General features: G+C 58.0%; 15 protein-coding genes and 1 other RNA gene. 12 read left to right on the top strand and 4 right to left on the bottom strand.

The features are described 5' to 3' along the window. Positions 1-30 precede the first annotated feature (30 nt). The 5 genes from ffs to D0544_RS05445 all read left to right on the top strand — a co-directional run bounded on the left by ffs (position 31) and on the right by D0544_RS05445 (position 4,538). Positions 31-127: signal recognition particle sRNA small type (ffs, locus tag D0544_RS05425), an RNA gene on the top strand. Positions 128-260: 133 nt separating this feature from the next. After that, positions 261-2,282 carry a DNA polymerase III subunit gamma/tau gene (dnaX, locus tag D0544_RS05430; protein ID WP_125014977.1) on the top strand — a complete coding sequence of 674 codons (2,022 nt, stop codon included), beginning with the start codon at positions 261-263 and terminating at the stop codon, positions 2,280-2,282. A 26-nt stretch (positions 2,283-2,308) separates the two neighbouring features. Beyond that, the gene (locus tag D0544_RS05435; protein WP_125014978.1) at positions 2,309-2,635 is read left to right on the top strand and encodes a YbaB/EbfC family nucleoid-associated protein; all 327 of its coding nucleotides are present in this window, start codon (positions 2,309-2,311) and stop codon (positions 2,633-2,635) included. Between the two features lie 18 nt (positions 2,636-2,653). Then, on the top strand, positions 2,654-3,256 hold the full coding sequence (gene recR / locus D0544_RS05440; protein ID WP_125014979.1) for a recombination mediator RecR: 603 nt from the start codon (positions 2,654-2,656) through the stop codon (positions 3,254-3,256). Positions 3,257-3,392: 136 nt separating this feature from the next. Beyond that, complete coding sequence (locus tag D0544_RS05445) at positions 3,393-4,538, top strand: acyl-CoA dehydrogenase family protein (protein WP_125014980.1); 1,146 nt, start codon at positions 3,393-3,395, stop codon at positions 4,536-4,538. Between the two features lie 24 nt (positions 4,539-4,562). Here D0544_RS05445 and D0544_RS05450 read toward each other — a convergent pair whose 3' ends face one another. Continuing rightward, complete coding sequence (locus D0544_RS05450; protein WP_125014981.1) at positions 4,563-5,633, bottom strand: SMP-30/gluconolactonase/LRE family protein; 1,071 nt, start codon at positions 5,631-5,633, stop codon at positions 4,563-4,565. A 146-nt stretch (positions 5,634-5,779) separates the two neighbouring features. Between D0544_RS05450 and rnd the strand changes: the two genes are divergently transcribed. Genes rnd through D0544_RS05465 form a run of 3 tightly spaced genes read left to right on the top strand, consistent with a single transcriptional unit; the run spans position 5,780 to position 7,665 of the window. Beyond that, the gene (gene rnd / locus D0544_RS05455; RefSeq protein WP_164880842.1) at positions 5,780-6,910 is read left to right on the top strand and encodes a ribonuclease D; all 1,131 of its coding nucleotides are present in this window, start codon (positions 5,780-5,782) and stop codon (positions 6,908-6,910) included. Continuing rightward, entirely contained in the window at positions 6,911-7,207 is a 297-nt protein-coding gene (locus tag D0544_RS05460) for a YcgL domain-containing protein (protein WP_243647247.1), read from the top strand. Positions 7,208-7,215: 8 nt separating this feature from the next. Beyond that, complete coding sequence (locus tag D0544_RS05465; protein WP_125014983.1) at positions 7,216-7,665, top strand: YcgN family cysteine cluster protein; 450 nt, start codon at positions 7,216-7,218, stop codon at positions 7,663-7,665. On the opposite strand, the gene D0544_RS05470 is transcribed toward D0544_RS05465, so the two are convergent. Both D0544_RS05470 and D0544_RS05475 read right to left on the bottom strand, forming a co-directional pair. Continuing rightward, positions 7,657-8,217, bottom strand: coding sequence for a hypothetical protein (locus D0544_RS05470; RefSeq protein WP_125014984.1), 561 nt, complete (start codon positions 8,215-8,217; stop codon positions 7,657-7,659). The genes D0544_RS05465 and D0544_RS05470 overlap by 9 nt on opposite strands. Before the next feature lie 106 nt (positions 8,218-8,323). Then, complete coding sequence (locus tag D0544_RS05475) at positions 8,324-10,369, bottom strand: S9 family peptidase (RefSeq protein WP_125014985.1); 2,046 nt, start codon at positions 10,367-10,369, stop codon at positions 8,324-8,326. Positions 10,370-10,435: 66 nt separating this feature from the next. Here D0544_RS05475 and D0544_RS05480 point away from each other — a divergent pair, with 66 nt between their 5' ends. The 4 genes from D0544_RS05480 (at position 10,436) to D0544_RS05495 (ending at position 14,527) form a co-directional block, all read left to right on the top strand. After that, positions 10,436-10,789, top strand: a complete 354-nt coding sequence (locus D0544_RS05480; protein WP_125014986.1) for a hypothetical protein — start codon at positions 10,436-10,438, stop codon at positions 10,787-10,789. Between the two features lie 191 nt (positions 10,790-10,980). Further along, positions 10,981-11,652 carry a YEATS-associated helix-containing protein gene (locus D0544_RS05485; RefSeq protein ID WP_125014987.1) on the top strand — a complete coding sequence of 224 codons (672 nt, stop codon included), beginning with the start codon at positions 10,981-10,983 and terminating at the stop codon, positions 11,650-11,652. 90 nt (positions 11,653-11,742) lie between these two features. After that, the gene (locus tag D0544_RS05490) at positions 11,743-13,731 is read left to right on the top strand and encodes a VWA domain-containing protein (RefSeq protein ID WP_164880843.1); all 1,989 of its coding nucleotides are present in this window, start codon (positions 11,743-11,745) and stop codon (positions 13,729-13,731) included. A gap of 28 nt (positions 13,732-13,759) precedes the next feature. Continuing rightward, the gene (locus tag D0544_RS05495) at positions 13,760-14,527 is read left to right on the top strand and encodes a class II glutamine amidotransferase (RefSeq protein WP_125014989.1); all 768 of its coding nucleotides are present in this window, start codon (positions 13,760-13,762) and stop codon (positions 14,525-14,527) included. Between the two features lie 56 nt (positions 14,528-14,583). Here the strand turns inward: D0544_RS05495 and cysK are convergent, their stop codons facing one another. Further along, the gene (cysK, locus tag D0544_RS05500; RefSeq protein WP_125014990.1) at positions 14,584-15,555 is read right to left on the bottom strand and encodes a cysteine synthase A; all 972 of its coding nucleotides are present in this window, start codon (positions 15,553-15,555) and stop codon (positions 14,584-14,586) included. Positions 15,556-15,656 lie beyond the last annotated feature (101 nt).

The following is a 15,656-nucleotide window of genomic DNA, read 5'->3' on the forward strand; positions in this document are numbered from 1 at the left end:
GGCGTTCGCCCGGCTTTTTGTGGTAGCCCCTGTTGGTCCCCCCGCAATGAATCGCTGTAAACCCCGCCAGGCCCGGAAGGGAGCAACGGTAGCAGTACATTCATGTGCCGGGGTGTGGCTGGCAGGGGTTGCCTCCACAGCACTCCCCTCAGTATTTATACCCTATGCCCGCCATTGCCGCACAGGCGCTGCTAAGTGGTGCATTCCCCCAGCTTCTTCGTTAGCATACCTGCTTTGCATAGGCAGGTAATTGTTACAGCATGAGCTACCAGGTTCTGGCCCGTAAATGGCGCCCTCGAGTATTCCGTGAAATGGTGGGGCAGACCCATGTCCTGCAGGCGTTGATCAACGCCCTGGACCACGATCGGCTGCACCACGCTTACCTCTTTACCGGAACCCGAGGGGTGGGAAAAACCACCATTGCGCGCATCTTGGCCAAGTGCCTGAACTGTGAGTCGGGGGTCAGCTCGGAGCCCTGCGGTCAATGCGGCTCCTGCCGGGAGATCGAAGAGGGACGCTTTGTTGACCTTATTGAGGTGGATGCGGCCTCCCGCACCAAGGTAGAGGATACCCGCGAGCTGCTGGATAACGTCCAGTATGCCCCGACCCGGGGGCGCTACAAGGTGTATCTCATTGACGAGGTGCACATGCTCTCGGCCCACAGCTTTAACGCCCTGCTAAAAACGCTTGAGGAGCCGCCCCCCCATGTGAAGTTTCTGCTGGCGACCACCGATCCCCAGAAGCTGCCCATCACCATTCTCTCCCGCTGCCTGCAGTTCAATCTCAAGAATATGTCGCCCGAGCGGGTAGTGGGGCATCTGCGCCACGTACTGGAGCAGGAGGTGATCCCCTTTGAGGAGCCTGCCCTGTGGCAACTTGGCCGCGCTGCGGATGGCAGTATGCGTGACGCCCTTAGCTTGACTGATCAGGCGATCGCCTATGGCGCCGGCCGGGTCACCGAGCAGGAGGTCAGTGCCATGTTGGGCACCATTGACCAGTCGCAGGTTTACCAGATCATAGAAGCCCTGGTGGACGGTAGTGTGGCGAATACACTGTCGTCGGTGAACCGGCTTGCGGAATTCTCCCCCGACTTCTCCAGGTTGTTGGCTGACATGCTGTCGGTGATGCACCGGATGGCGCTGGCGCAGGCGTTACCCGACGCCGTGGACAACAGTCAGGGGGATCGCGAGCGGGTGATGGAGCTGGCCAGTCGGGTGACGGCAGAGGACCTTCATCTTTTTTATCAGGTTGCCTTGATCGGCCGCAAAGACCTGCCCCTTGCCCCGGATCCGAAGGCCGGTTTTGAGATGGTGTTGCTGCGCATGCTGGCGTTCAAGCCCGATGGTACACCGGAGCCTGCGACAGAGCCGCTGCTGGATGCTGGTGAAGGGCAGGGCGCAGGGTCAGGAAGTGCGGGGGGAGACATTGGCACCCTTGAGCCACAGCCTGCAGCGGGCGCGGACGGGGAAGCGGCCCGGGGGGCGGTGGCAGCCCCGCCGCCTGAAGCCGGTGCAGGGGGGGCAATGCCGAGCGGTGCCGGGGAGGCGCCTGCTCCTGTAAAAAAGCCCCTGGCGACCGCTGAGGTTAGCTTGACGCCGGCCGCTCATCCGGTGCCGTCTGCTCCCATAGCGGACTCGGTGGATGAGAGTGATGCCGATCAGCTGGAGGATGCGTACGCGACTGAGCAAGCTTACCAGCAGTATATGGCGGCTACTGAGCAAAACGCCTCTCCCGGGGAGAGCGCCTCGGCGGTTGCGGGAGGAGGAGAGGCCATGGCTCCTCCCTGGGATGACCTCCCCGATACGGAACCCGCGACTGAGCCAACGCCTGAGGCCGCTGTGGTGTTGCCGGTTGAGGCGTCGGTGCAACCACAAACCGTTGTTAAGGTACCGGCAGAGCGCTTCACAGCAGCCGACTGGGCCGAGGGTTTCAAAGCGTTCGGATTGTCGGGGGTTACCCTGAGTATTGCTACGCACCTGGAGTTTGTTGGGATAGATGGAAAACGGGTGACGATGCGCATCGCGCCGGGCCATGCGACCTTGCTCAATTCCACCCACGAAGGCCGGATTCAGCAAGCGCTGCAGGACTACTTTGCCCTTGAGCTTGAGTTGACCATAGATCAGAGCCCAACCCAGGCTGAAACCCCGGCTCAGTATATACAGAGACACGCCGAAGAGCGGTTGGCCAGGGCCCAAAACCTGATCGCCCAGGACCCCAACGTGAAGGCAATTCTGGAGCAGTTTTCTGCTACAATCCTCGACGATTCCATTCAGCCGGTTTAGCGTCGGCACAGCTTTTTGAGGTAGCTATGATGAAAGGTGGTATGGGCAACTTGATGAAGCAAGCCCAGAAGATGCAAGAGCAGATGCAAAAGGCCCAGGAGGAGCTGGCTCGGGCCGAGGTGACTGGCGAGGCGGGAGCCGGACTGGTCAAGGTGACCATGACCGGACGCCACGATGTGAAGCGGGTGGAGCTGGATGAGAGCCTTCTGCAGGAAGAAAAAGAGATACTCGAAGATCTGCTGGCCGCAGCGGTCAATGATGCGGTGCGCAAGGTTGAAAAAAACACCCAGGAAAAGATGGCTGGTGTTACCGGAGGGTTAAATCTCCCCGGTGGCTTCAAGATGCCGTTCTGATCGGGATTCAGACTGACGATGTCATTCAGTCCGCTGATCAACGAGTTGATTGACGCTTTGCGCTGTTTGCCTGGCGTGGGCCCCAAGTCTGCCCAGCGCATGGCCATGCATTTGCTCGAGCGTGACCGTAAAGGTGCCTCGCGACTGTCGGTGGTGCTGCAGGATGCGGTTGAGGGGGTGGGGCGCTGCGAGCAGTGCCGCACCCTGTGCGAAACCCCGACCTGTTCCATCTGCAGCAACTCTGCACGCTTGCGTAACCAGATTTGTGTGGTCGAGACCCCTTCCGATGTGATGGCCATTGAACAGGCCGGTGGCTATCGTGGGCTCTACTTCGTGTTAATGGGCCACCTGTCCCCGATCGACGGCATTGGCCCGGCGGAGATCGGGCTGGATCAGTTAACCCGTCGCCTGGACGAAGAGTCCTTCGAAGAGGTGATTCTGGCGACCAACCCGACGGTAGAGGGCGAGGCCACAGCCCATTACATTGCCAACCAGGTGCAGCGTCGGGGTATACAGGTTTCTCGCATTGCCCATGGCGTCCCGTTGGGCGGGGAGCTCGAATTCGTTGATGGCGGTACCCTGGCCCACGCTTTCCGGGGACGTACGCTGGTGGGGAACTAGCCCCCTTCCGATCCCGTTCTCTCCTTATTCAACGTCATACTCTCAGGTTGTTACCCGTACGGTCAGGCTACCTTTTTGTTGTTTGCCTAACCAAGCAAGCGCTTGGTAGTATGTGGGTTCAACATCAGGAGTGACTATGAGCGAGCTGCAACAGTATTTTGGGGAATCACAACAGTTGATCCGCTCGACCGTGCGCAAGTTTGTTGAGCGTGAGGTCAAGCCCTTCATCGATCAATGGGAAGAGGAGGAGGAGTTTCCCCTTGAGCTCTATCGCAAGGCGGGAGCGCTGGGGATCCTGGGGATCGGTTATCCCGAGGAGCTCGGTGGCTGTGGCGGTGACCTGTTCGATAAGGTGGCGGCCAGTGAGGAGTTGATGCGATCCGGCTCCGGTGGTTTTGCCGCAGGACTGGGCTCGCTCGATATTGGGCTGCCTCCGGTCATCAAGTGGGGCAGTGAGGCGTTGAAACAGCGTATTGCCCCCCCCGTCCTGGCCGGGGAGAAGGTGATGGCGCTGGCGATCACCGAGCCCAGTGGTGGCTCGGACGTTGCGAACCTCAAAACCCGGGCAGTGAGGGAGGGCGATTATTATCGTTTGAATGGTTCCAAAACCTTTATCACCAGTGGGGTAAGGGCCGATTACTACAGCGTGGCGGTGCGCACGGGCGATGAGGGGTATGGTGGAATCAGCCTGCTATTGGTGGAGAAGGGGATGCCCGGCTTTAGCGTTGGGCGTAAGTTGAAGAAAAGCTGTTGGTGGGCCTCCGACACCGCGGAGCTCTTTTTTGATGATTGCCGGGTACCGGTCGCCAACCTTATTGGTGCTGAAAATACGGGGTTTTACGCCATCATGTCCAACTTTCAGTCGGAGCGACTGCAGTTGGCGATCATGGCCAACATGACCTCGGAGCTGGCCCTGGACGCTTGTCTCGAGTACGTTCGCGAGCGTGAGGCTTTTGGTCGTCCCATCGGCCGTTTTCAGGTGATCAAGCACAAGCTTGCGGAGATGGCGACCCAGTTGGAGGCGAGCCGCGAATTTACCTATCGCCAGGCGGCTCGAATGAATGCGGGCCAGTCGGTGATCAAGGAGATCTCGATGGCGAAAAACTTCGCCACCGATGTTAGCGACAAGGTCACCTACGAAGCGGTGCAGATCTTTGGTGGCTACGGGCTGATGCGCGAGTCCCTTGTGGAGCGCCTCTATCGCGATAACCGAATCCTCTCCATCGGCGGGGGGACTCGGGAGATCATGAACGAGATCATCAGCAAGCAGATGGGGCTTTAGCCGCCCCATCAACAGCCCCTCGGTTTACAGCTTTAATCGTCCGATGCGGTCGTTGTGGAGGCTGCCCAGATACAGGTAGCCGTTATGCTCTTCGGCGGAGGTCACCATCTCAAGGTGCTCGCCACTGGGATCGTGCAGACTGCTGGTGATCTCCCCCTGCTCGTCGAGGGCCAGAACGTAGCCGTAGCGTACGGGTTTGGGCCACATAAAGCGGGGTAGCTTGGCAATCAGGTTCTTGATGCGGGGGTGCATATGCATTCGGTCGATGCTGGCTTTGCGAGGGGTGGCCAACGCTACCCAGAAAGTGCCTTTGCGGTTGCCGGAGACACCGTCGGGTAGTCCCGGCAGGTTATCGATAAAGAGATCGTGGGTGCCTGCCTTCGGCCCCTTCAGCCAGTAGCGCTGGATTCGGTAGCGGTAGGTCTCGTTGACCAGCACAAAATCCTCGTTGGCGGAGAGGGCGACCCCATTGGCGAAATAGAGATCTCGCATCAACACCCGGATGGTGCCCGTCGCTGGATTGTAGGCCAGCAGGCGCCCCCAGGGGCGAGCCTCCAGCAGGTCCAATGCGTAGTCCGGTTGGTGAAAGCGGCTGCTGGCATCGCTGAAGTAAATGATGCCATCGCGGGCGATATCCAGGTCGTCGGCAAAGGCAAAGGGGACACCCTCCGCCTCGGTCGCCAATACGGTAACCCGGCCTTCAGGGCTGATACTCAACAGGCCTTGCCAGGCATCGCAAACAATCAGGTTATCCTGCTGGTCAAAGTGCAGCCCCAGGGGGCGGGCTCGCTTGCCCTGTGCGCCAAGGTCCACAAAGAGTTCGAGTTGACCCTCATGGAGACGCATGATCTTTCCATCCTGGGTGCCACCGTAGATACGGCCCAGGGTATCCACCGCCACATCTTCGGGTCCGAAGATCGCCCCTTTTGCCAATAACGTTGCCTCGGTCAGCCGCTGGTTGGGCGTGAGTATCCCGGTGGCGGGTGGCGGTTCGGGTGCCCTGTAGGCGACGGCGTCGATGGGGGAGGGGAATGCAAGCAGCAGTAAAACCGATGCAATCAGCATCAGCATAACGAGAGTAATGGCTTTTTTCATGGTGGGTAGGGTCCGCTTCGTCCGGGTTATGATTATTGTTATGGAGCAATGACCTGCCTGATTATGCCTAATATGACTAAATATCCCCACCCAAATGCGTATAATAGCCCGCTCTTTTCTCAGCCGATCCCACTATGACCGCACCCATGCCTGATCCTGTCTGGATCGATACCGACGACCAACTCGCGCAGGCTGCCGACCGCTGGCTGCAAGCGGACGCCGTTGCAGTGGATACCGAGTTTGTCCGCACCCAGACCTTCTATGCCGACCCCGGCCTGATTCAGGTAAGTGATGGCCAGCAGGTGTGGCTGCTGGACCCGATTGCAATCTCTGACTTTTCTCCGTTGGCGCAGTTGTTTTCCGCTTCCGGCGTGGTCAAGGTGTTTCACTCCTGCAGTGAAGACCTGGAACTGTTGATGCGTCTGGTCGGCGTGGTGCCGCGTCCCCTTTTCGATAGCCAGTTGGCGGCCGCTTTTGCCGGTCTGGGTTTCTCCATGGGGTATCAGCGGCTGGTGTCGGAGTTGCTTGGGCTGGAGCTGCCGAAGGATGAAACCCGCTCTAATTGGTGTCATCGGCCACTTACCGGCTCACAGTTGCACTATGCTGCGCTTGATGTGTATTACCTGATGCAGGTTTACCGGTTGCTGAACGAGCGCCTGCAGCAGGCACAGAAGTTGACCTGGGTGCTGGAGGAGGGGGAGACCCTGGCCAGTGCTGCCGAGGCACCGGTGGCCATCGAGGAGTATTACCGTCAGGTCAAAGTGGCATGGAAGCTGTTCCCCGACCAGCTGGCGGTGCTCAGATCCCTTTGCACCTGGCGCGAGGAGCGGGCGCGCGCCCGCAATCTTCCCCGCAGTCGGGTGGTGCGTGATTCTGTGCTCTGGGACATGGCCAAGTACCTGCCCACCACCCTTAACCAGCTTAAGCGCATCCCCGATATACCCCAATCGATCCTTCAGAGAGAGGGGGAGCAGCTGTTGCAGCGTATCGAGGCGGCGCTGGCGGACAAGGACGCCTATCCTTCCCGCTTGCCTTTTCCCTTGCCAGCGTCCACCAAGCCGATCGTCAAGCGGATCCGCGAGTTCGCCCGGGAGCGGGCCACTCAACTGAATGTGGAACCTGAGCTGCTGGTCAAGAAAAAACAGATCGATGCGCTCATACAGGGGGCGCTCAAGCCCAGCCAGCGCTTTTCCCTGCCCCCGATACTGGCGGGCTGGCGTGCTGAGGCCTTTGCCAACGAGCTGGTCGAAACCCTTAATAATGAGTTCAAGAGTTAGATGATGAAACTGATTGCCTCTATCTACAAAAGCCCCAAAAAGGATGAGATGTACCTGTATGTCGAGAAGGCCAAGGGGCTCACCCAGGTACCTGAAAAGCTACTGGAGCTGTTCGGAACGCCCCGTCATGTGATGGACCTGATGTTGCGTGAAGAGCGCCCTCTGGCCCGTGCGGATGTCGTGCAGGTGATGGAAGGTATCCAGGCTAAAGGCTTCCATCTGCAGATGCCGCCGCAAAAGGATGATTACCTGATCGAGTTGCCGGATGAGCTGCTCACCATGAACGATCCCCTGTAGGTGACCCTATGGCACAGAAGGTCGAGCCGTTCTGGAAGCGAAAGTCGCTGGGTGAAATGTCCCGGGAGGAGTGGGAGTCACTCTGTGATGGCTGTGGTCGTTGCTGCTTGCAGAAACTTCAGGATGAAGAGGATGAGCAGGTTTACTATACACGGGTAGCCTGTCGATACATGACCGATAACTGCCGCTGTTCGGTGTACGCTTCACGTAACGAGAAGGTGCCCACCTGTGTCTGGCTTAAGCCGGAGGATGTTGAGCAGTTCTACTGGTTGCCGACCACCTGTGCCTACCGCCTGATCTGGGAGGGAAAGGAACTCGATTGGTGGCATCCGCTGGTGTCCGGCGATACGGAAACGGTTCATACAGCCGGTATTTCGGTGCGGGGAAAGACCCTTTCTGATGCGGATATTCCTGAGGATCAATGGGAAGAGCAGATCATCAACTGGTGCTCAGAATGACCATTTAAGGCCCACTTCCAGACTGTTGAACTGATAATTGGACTCCAGGGTTACGGCAGCCTTGTTATCCAGGCAGCTCTCCAGTTGGAATTTTTGCCGCAGGGTTGCCTGGGAGCAGGTTCCAAAACGGTACCGGGTTGCCTGCTTAAAAAGCTTGATAGAGTCCCCCAGTAGATCGTACATCCCAACGGCCTCAAGGCCAGCGGATACCGCGCCAAAGGTTGCGCTACGCATAACTCTTGCCGGATCTGTTGCCAACTTGTAGAGGCCTTTGCCAACGGCATCAACCGTGGTCTCTTCCTGCTCGTTACGGAACCTGAAATCGGGGTGCACAACCAGCCCGCTGTTATGAAGCAAAGGCTGGGACTGAAGTCCGGGTGTATCCTCGCCGGGTAGGGGACCGGGTTCGGCCGGGAGAGAAAAATCAAACGTCTGCGCAAAGCCCTGAACAGGGTAAAAAATCAGGAGATTAAGGCTGAAAACACTCCATGAGGCCAGTCGTAACAAGCCCGAGAAGCCGCTGCTGTAGTCTGTGTTACGGGTCGATTCCATAGTAACCCCTCCACTACATTGAGCATAAGCCAATGCTCTGCTCTTGATTTAAGGTAAGCAGCTGTTTAGTAATCTGTCCAGTTTGGCAGGTTATTTTTTGTTTTTTCTAACTATTTGATAATAAAAGGCTTTTTAGGATGAATGCCTGCTCGAAAGCGGACTCTCGATAGGCCTGGTAGCGCCCCGAAACCCCGCCGTGGCCAGCGTTCATGCTGGTCTTGAGCTGGATGGAGTGGGGGGGCAGGGCTCTATCGCGGAGCGTGGCCACCCATTTGGCAGCTTCCCAGTAGGCCACCCGCGTATCCTCAAGGGCGGTGGTCACCAGAAGGTCTGGATACGGCTGGGGCTTGACCTGGGAAATGGGGTCGTAGCTGGCAATATAGCGGTAACTGGCAGGGTCGTTGGGATCCCCCCACTCGTCATACTCCGTCTGGGTTAGGGGGAGTTCGGGGTCACACATGGTGTTGAGAATATCGACAAAGGGAACATCGGCGATGGCCGCCTTAAAGAGCCCCGGCGCCATGTTCAGAACGGAACCGACCAACAGGCCGCCGGCACTGCCGCCACTGATGACAAGGTGTTGCGGGTCAGTTAACCCCTGCTCGATCAGGTAATGGGAACAGTCGATAAAATCCTCAAAGCTGTGCATTTTCTGCTGCCGCCGCCCCTGATGGTACCAACGCTCTCCGAGGCAGCCACCGCCGCGAACATGGGCGATGGCAAACAAAAAACCTCGTTCAAGCAGGTTGAGTCGCGCATGGGAAAACCAGGGGTCCAGGGGCTCGCCATAGGCGCCATAGGCGTACAGAAGCAGGGGAGCAGGGGACTGGAAGCTCTCCTTCTGCCCCACCAGGCTGATAGGGATGCGTGTGCCATCACGCGCCGTGCACTCAATACGCTTACTGAGCAGTCGTTCGGGTTGATAGTTGCCCAGTACGGGGACCGATTTGAGCAAGTAGCGCTCCCCGGTGACCAGATCAATATCCCATAGGCTCGGTGGTGTAATGAGCGACTCGTAGCGTACACGTAACCTCGAGGACTCCGCCTCAACGTTGTCAACGCAGTCTAGAGAGCGGCAGGCATCGGGAAACTCCAGCCAGAAGGGGGCGCTCTCTTCTGCCAGTACTCGCAGTCGTGGTTGACCCTGGCAGCGTTCGCTGATCACGATAAAGCCAGCCAGTGGCTCGATACCCTCCAGGGTGGTCTCCTCGTCGTGTGGCACCAGCAATTGCCAGTCCGCTTCGCTGGGGCCGTTGGGAGGGCTTTGGTAGAGGGCGAAGTTATCACCGTCGCGGTTGCTGCGGATCAGGAAACGGTCGCGGTGGTGCTCAACATCGTACTCATGGTTTTCACGGCGGGGGCAGAAGCTATGGAGCGGTCCTGGGTCCGGGGTGTCCACTCGACCGCACCAGACTTCACTCGTGGTTTTGCTGTGGGCCTCAATGATCAGGTATTTATCCGATTTGGTGCGATAGGCGTGGAGGAAAAAGCGCTCATCGGTTTCTTCAAAGATCAGTGTATCTAAGGTTTGGGATTGGCCCAGCCTGTGGCTCAGTAGCCGCCAGGGGCGATGCTTTTGATTGAGTGTGCTATAAAAGATCCCCTGGCTGTCCATGCTCCAGACCAGGTTGCCGGAGCATTGAGTGAGACTGGATTCAAGACACTGCCCGCTTTCAATGTCGAAAACGCTTATCTCATAGGATTCATCGCCTCGAGTATCGGTAGCAATCGCCAGCAGGCGCTGGTCCGGGCTGACTTCAAAATCCGCGAGCTCAAAAAAATCGTGATCGGCGGCGAGCCTGTTTTCATCGAGAAGTAACTGCTCTAACCCGGTGGTGCAGTGCCTGCGCCAATGTTGGGGATAATCCTGCCCTTCGAGCGTGCGGCTGAAGTAGTCGTAATCCTGCCAGCGCCAGGGTACGGTGAGGTCGGTTTCCTGGATGCGTTCCAGGGTTTGCTCGTAGAGCTGTTGCTGCAGCGCTTCGGTGCCGGCCATCTGGGCCTGGGTGTAGCGGTTTTCAGCCTCAAGATGTGCGATCACCTCGGGGGAGTCGCGATCCTCCAGCCACTGATAAGGGTCGATTACGGTGGCGCAGGGGTGATGGCGTTCGCTAGGGGTGCGGCGGGCCCTGGGGGTGAGTTCGGTGGGCATGCGGATGACTTGTCCGGTTAATTTCAATATTATACGGCCGCAATTAATCAATAGAGAGCGGGTTTAATGGGTGCACAATATTACCTCTGGGCATGGGGTGTCTACTGGCTGGCTGCTATGGGGTGTCTGCTTGTCTGGTACCGTATGACCCGCTCCATCCGTGCGCGGTCCCTTAAGATACTGTTGAGGGCCGGCGCCTGGATTGTGCTCTGCACCCCCTGGCCGCAGGGTAATGAAAGCGGGCCGCTTTCCCCCGCCTTTCTCACCATGCTGTTTGATGGACTGACCCTGGGGCCGGAGTCGATGTTAAGAACGTTGCCCGTTCTGTTAGGCCTGCTGGCGTTGTTGCTGTTTCTCCTTTTGGTGGATGCTGTCTGGGGGGCGGGTAAGAGGGAGCAGCGTCCGCCTCAGTCGTCATGATCACAGCTGTGTTGCCACCGAAAGTCGACCCTCATATTGAGTGTTTGCTGTAGAGTTGTGTTATAACTCATTGTTTGAATAGATAAATTAACCCTCGGTTGCTTGGCAGGTTGTGGGTGCAAGCGCGAGATTGTGATAGTTAGGGTGCTCAGGAGCACGTTTACCGAAAGCCTGGGCTGAATGAGGTTGCAATGGATAATCATTTCTTTGTATTGGCGATTGTGATGCTCATCGCCGGAGCCTTTGGCGGTATTGTCAATTTCTATCTGCTGGGACGCACCGATGAGCGCCCCAACGCCTGGATGCGTCCTGTCGTGCTGGGCATCGGGGCCTCCTTTTTGGTGCCGGTGGTGTTGGATGTCCTCTCCATCAAACTGGTCATTGAAAGCGCAGAGGACCCGTCAAAACTGCTGATATTTACCAGTATCTGCCTGATTGCTGCGATTCTGTCACGTTACCTGAGTGGCTCAGTGGGGGATCGAGTCGCGGAGGAGGCCAGTCGAGCCTCGATGCGAGTCGATGAGCTGTTGGTGGAGCTGAGGAATTTGCAGGAGGAGATTGCTCCCCTGATCGAAACCGAGACAGAGACGGAGTTGGCTGGCCAGGTAGCCGCAGGAGAGGAAGTCAATCCTTCCGACCTGGATGTGACCTGCAATAAGGTGCTGAAAACCCTCGCCAGCGGGCGCTTTATTTTCCGCTCACTGTCGGGCCTCTGTGAAGACAGTAGTGCGGACGAAGCCACGGTTCGCCAGACCCTGGCGGTGTTGATCACCAAAGGCCTTGCTGGCCGTAGTCGAGGCCCCAAGGGTGAGCGCTGGTTTGTTACCGAGCGTGGCCGGCGGGTGCTGGAAACGCTGCAGTAGTCGTTTCATCTGCGGCGCAGGGGATTTTGGCGCGGCGGAAGCCATTGCGTGCCGGCGCGATTTGTTCATAGGGAAATGGGAGGCTTTGCGTTGATTGGAACCGTACTGGGTAGTATCCGCTGGGTCGTTGTGATGGCCCTGCTGGCCCTGTCTGGCTATACCGCGGGAGCGATGGGCAATGATGTGCGGATGCTGATCGATATCTCCGGTAGCATGAAGGCCAATGACCCGGATAATCTCAGGGTTCCGGCCGTTGAGCTGATGACCGATCTCCTCCCCGATGGCGCCAAAGCAGGTGTCTGGACCTTTGGCCAGGAGGTCAATATGTTGGTCCCCTACGGCACCGTCAACGAGCTGTGGCGTAAACGTGCCCGTGAGCGCATCAAGCAGATCAACTCCGTTGGGCTCTACACCAACATAGGGGCGGTACTCGATAAGGCGAGCTTCGACCGAAATGATCCGGCAACCGACAGCGAGCGCAACCTGATCCTGCTGACCGATGGAATGGTCGATGTCTCCAAGGAGAAAGCCGCTGACGCGGAGGCCCGGGAGCGTATCCTGAGCCAGCAGCTGCCCGAACTGGCCGGGCGTGGTTATCGTATTCACACCATTGCACTTTCTGAGAACTCGGATCGCGAACTCATGGATACCCTGGCCATCGACAGCGGTGGCCTCTCATCCCGTGCCAGTAGTGCCCAGGATCTGACAACACTTTTTCTTAAAGCCCTTGAGCAGGCCGAGCCGGTAGAAGAGGTTCCCTTAAAGGATAACCGCTTCTTGATTGACTCATCGGTGGATGAGTTTACCCTTCTGGCTTTCAAGAGCAGTCCCGATGACCGGGTGCAGCTCAGGTCCCCCTCCGAAGCGGTGATTGACCGCAACCAGCCCGGGGAGGGGGTGCGATGGTACGCCGCGCCCGGCTATGAGTTGATCACCATACCCCAGCCCTATGAGGGGGAGTGGCTATTGCAGTCGCAGGAGCGACCCGATAACAGGGTTACGGTTGTCAGTGACTTCAAGATGGAGGTCTCCCGTTTATCCCCTAATGCGTATGTGGGCGAGCAGTTATCGCTGGAGGTGGGCTTCACCGAATCCGGCCAACCGCTGAAGGACCCGGCACTGCTGGAGCTGATTGCGCTTGGGATTGAGCTCCGCGATGGCGAGGGCGAGATCGTTTCTCAGGCCAGGGCCGCAGGAAGCGAGTTTGTAAACGGCATTTTCAAACACAGGCTGCCACCCTTGCCGGATCCGGGTGACTATGAGCTTATCGTGCTCGCAGATGGGCAGACCTTCAAGCGCGAGCAACGGCAGCCGCTTTCTGTGCGTGAGCCCTTCCTGTTCAGGGCCAACCTGGTTACAGGCCAGGGGCCGGACCGGTTTGATGTGGAGGTGGTTCCGCGCACCCAGTCGATCGACCGGGGCGCTACCGAGGTGTTTGCGCGGGTGATCAAGCCCGATGGCACCAAGCAGCTTAGGGGGGTTATTACCCTCGATGCGGAGGCTCGTCGCTGGAGCTTTCCGATTGAAGCCCTGGTCCGGGGGGAGTACCAGATTAACCTGAAGGTGTCAGCGGTTACCCAGGAGGGCAAACCGTTCGAGGTCACCAGCCCGCTCACCCTTAGTTACCCTGAGGCGACACTGTTGACGGCACCGGTAGCCGAGCCGGGGGTAGAAATAGCGTCGCCAGAGCAGCCCACTGATCCCGAGCCGGCTCAGGTGGAGGAGCTTCAGGCGGAGCCGGGGTTGCTTGACGAGGCGGAAAAGACGGCTGAGTCTGATACGGATCTGCCTCCCGAGGCCGATACTGACATTCCCGCGACCGATAGCGATACCCAGACCGCTGAGCCAGCAGAGCCGTCTAGCCCAGAAGGGCAGGCTGAGGCAGAAGAAGCGGGTCAAGCCGAAGAGCCCGGTGAGCCAGAGGAGGAGTCGCGGCTTTGGCTGTATATCGCCTTAGCACTTGCTAATCTGCTGGTCGTTGTAGGCCTGGTGTTTGTTTACCTCAAATTTATTCGTGAACCCAAGCCGGCCCCTGCCCCTGCGGACGAAGAGGGTGAGGATGATAGGGACTCACGATAGGGTAACTTGTTACGTGTCGGGGTAGTGCATGTGTGAACTGTTGGGCATGAGTGCCAATGTCCCTACCGATATTTGCTTCAGCTTTACAGGCTTGATGGAGCGGGGTGGTAAAACAGGCCCCCATGCCGATGGCTGGGGGATTGTCTTTTACGAAGGCGCTGCGGTTCGCGAGTTTCGTGACTCAACGCCCAGCTGTCATTCGGAAATCGCGCAGCTGGTAAGCCATTACCCTATTAAAAGCTGTAATGTGATCAGCCATATTCGACAGGCAAATTCTGGGGCTATCTGCCTTGAGAACACCCACCCGTTCGTTCGCGAGTTGTGGGGGCGGCAGTGGACCTTCGCCCACAATGGCCAGCTCAAAGGGGTTAAGCGGCTCCCGCTTGGATGTTACCGACCGGTTGGGACCACTGACAGTGAGCACGCCTTTTGCTGGCTACTGGGCCAGTTACGGGAGCGCTTTCCAAAGCCTCCCCGGAGGCCGCAGACACTGTGGCGAGAGATCAGGCGCCTCTGCGAGCAGTTGGGGGCGATGGGGGTGTTCAATATGCTGTTTTGCGATGCCCGCCAGTTGTATTGCTACTGCAGCACGCGGCTGTGCTGGTTGACCCGCAAGGCTCCCTTTTCGATGGCGGAACTCAAGGATGCGGAGCTGAGTGTGGATTTTCGCAATGAGACCACCCCCGGGGATGTGGTGACCGTAATCGCCACAAGTCCGCTGACCGAGAACGAGCAATGGAATCCAATGAAAGCGGGTGAGTTCAGGGTGTTCAGGGACGGGGTGCTCTTGCTGTAGTTCAGCGGCAGGGGACTGCGTGGTTAACGTAGCCCCTGCTGTTGGACAAGGCGCGGTTACTGAACCGATTCGTTCTCGCTGAACATTCCGTCGAAGAGAACCGTGGAGAGGTAGCGCTCTCCCGAGTCGGGTAGAATAACCACAATCAGCTTGTCTTTATTTTCCTCTCGCTCGGACGCTTTGATGGCCGCGGCGGCGGCGGCGCCTGAAGAGATACCGGCCAGGATTCCCTCCTCCTGCATCAAGCGACGAGCCGTAGCGATCGCCTCCTCGTTGCTGATCTGCTCTACCTCATCGACGATTTCAAGGTCCAGGTTAGCGGGCACAAAGCCGGCCCCGATTCCCTGAATTTTGTGGGGAGAAGGGGTGAGCTCTTCGTTGGCTATGGTTTGCCCGATCACCGGTGAGTCAATGGGCTCGACGGCAATACTGGTGATCGCCTTTCCCTGGGTGTTCTTCAGGTAGCGGGAAACGCCGGTAATGGTACCGCCGGTGCCGACCCCTGCGACGAGAATATCGATCTCTCCATCGGTATCGTCCCAGATCTCGGGACCGGTCGTCTTCTCGTGAATCGCCGGGTTCGCGGGGTTGGTGAACTGGCCCGGCATAAAATAGTGCCCGGGTTTTGAGGCGACCAGCTCCTCGGCTCTGGCGATCGCACCTTTCATCCCCTTGGCGGGTTCTGTGAGTTCGATATTGGCACCCAGGGCTTTCATCACTTTACGGCGCTCAAGGCTCATGGAGGAGGGCATGGTCAGGGTGATTTTGTAGCCCCGTGACGCGGCGACAAAGCAGAGTGCGATACCGGTGTTACCACTTGTTGGCTCGACAATCTCCATGCCTGGCTTAAGTTGACCTGACTGCTCGGCTTCCCAGATCATGTTGGCGCCGATTCGGCACTTTACGCTGCCGGCAGGGTTGCGGCTTTCCAGTTTCCCGTAAACCCTGGCGTTCGGGGCAAGCTTTGCCAGCCGTACCAAAGGGGTTTTACCGATCGTTAGGGAGTTGTCCTCGAAAAGTTTGCTCATTGCTCGATCCTGGTTGGGTAGGGTGGTTTAAGGATAGTGGTGTAACACTATAATTGAGCTCAATAAAATCACATATCCGAATATTTTGTTTATAAATAACT

It is taken from the genome of Aestuariirhabdus litorea, assembly GCF_003864255.1.
GTDB lineage: Bacteria > Pseudomonadota > Gammaproteobacteria > Pseudomonadales > Aestuariirhabdaceae > Aestuariirhabdus > Aestuariirhabdus litorea.

Bases quoted from the DNA above. Each gene is read 5' to 3' on its own strand.
- D0544_RS05460 (WP_243647247.1), top strand. From the start codon at position 6,911: ATGATGAAACTGATTGCCTCTATCTACAAAAGCCCCAAAAAGGATGAG.
- D0544_RS05465 (WP_125014983.1), top strand. From the start codon at position 7,216: ATGGCACAGAAGGTCGAGCCGTTCTGGAAGCGAAAGTCGCTGGGTGAA.
- cysK (WP_125014990.1), bottom strand. From the start codon at position 15,555: ATGAGCAAACTTTTCGAGGACAACTCCCTAACGATCGGTAAAACCCCT.
- D0544_RS05480 (WP_125014986.1), top strand. From the start codon at position 10,436: ATGGGTGCACAATATTACCTCTGGGCATGGGGTGTCTACTGGCTGGCT.
- D0544_RS05470 (WP_125014984.1), bottom strand. From the start codon at position 8,217: ATGGAATCGACCCGTAACACAGACTACAGCAGCGGCTTCTCGGGCTTG.
- D0544_RS05495 (WP_125014989.1), top strand. From the start codon at position 13,760: ATGTGTGAACTGTTGGGCATGAGTGCCAATGTCCCTACCGATATTTGC.
- dnaX (WP_125014977.1), top strand. From the start codon at position 261: ATGAGCTACCAGGTTCTGGCCCGTAAATGGCGCCCTCGAGTATTCCGT.
- D0544_RS05450 (WP_125014981.1), bottom strand. From the start codon at position 5,633: ATGAAAAAAGCCATTACTCTCGTTATGCTGATGCTGATTGCATCGGTT.
- D0544_RS05475 (WP_125014985.1), bottom strand. From the start codon at position 10,369: ATGCCCACCGAACTCACCCCCAGGGCCCGCCGCACCCCTAGCGAACGC.
- D0544_RS05435 (WP_125014978.1), top strand. From the start codon at position 2,309: ATGATGAAAGGTGGTATGGGCAACTTGATGAAGCAAGCCCAGAAGATG.
- D0544_RS05485 (WP_125014987.1), top strand. From the start codon at position 10,981: ATGGATAATCATTTCTTTGTATTGGCGATTGTGATGCTCATCGCCGGA.
- recR (WP_125014979.1), top strand. From the start codon at position 2,654: ATGTCATTCAGTCCGCTGATCAACGAGTTGATTGACGCTTTGCGCTGT.
- D0544_RS05445 (WP_125014980.1), top strand. From the start codon at position 3,393: ATGAGCGAGCTGCAACAGTATTTTGGGGAATCACAACAGTTGATCCGC.
- rnd (WP_164880842.1), top strand. From the start codon at position 5,780: ATGCCTGATCCTGTCTGGATCGATACCGACGACCAACTCGCGCAGGCT.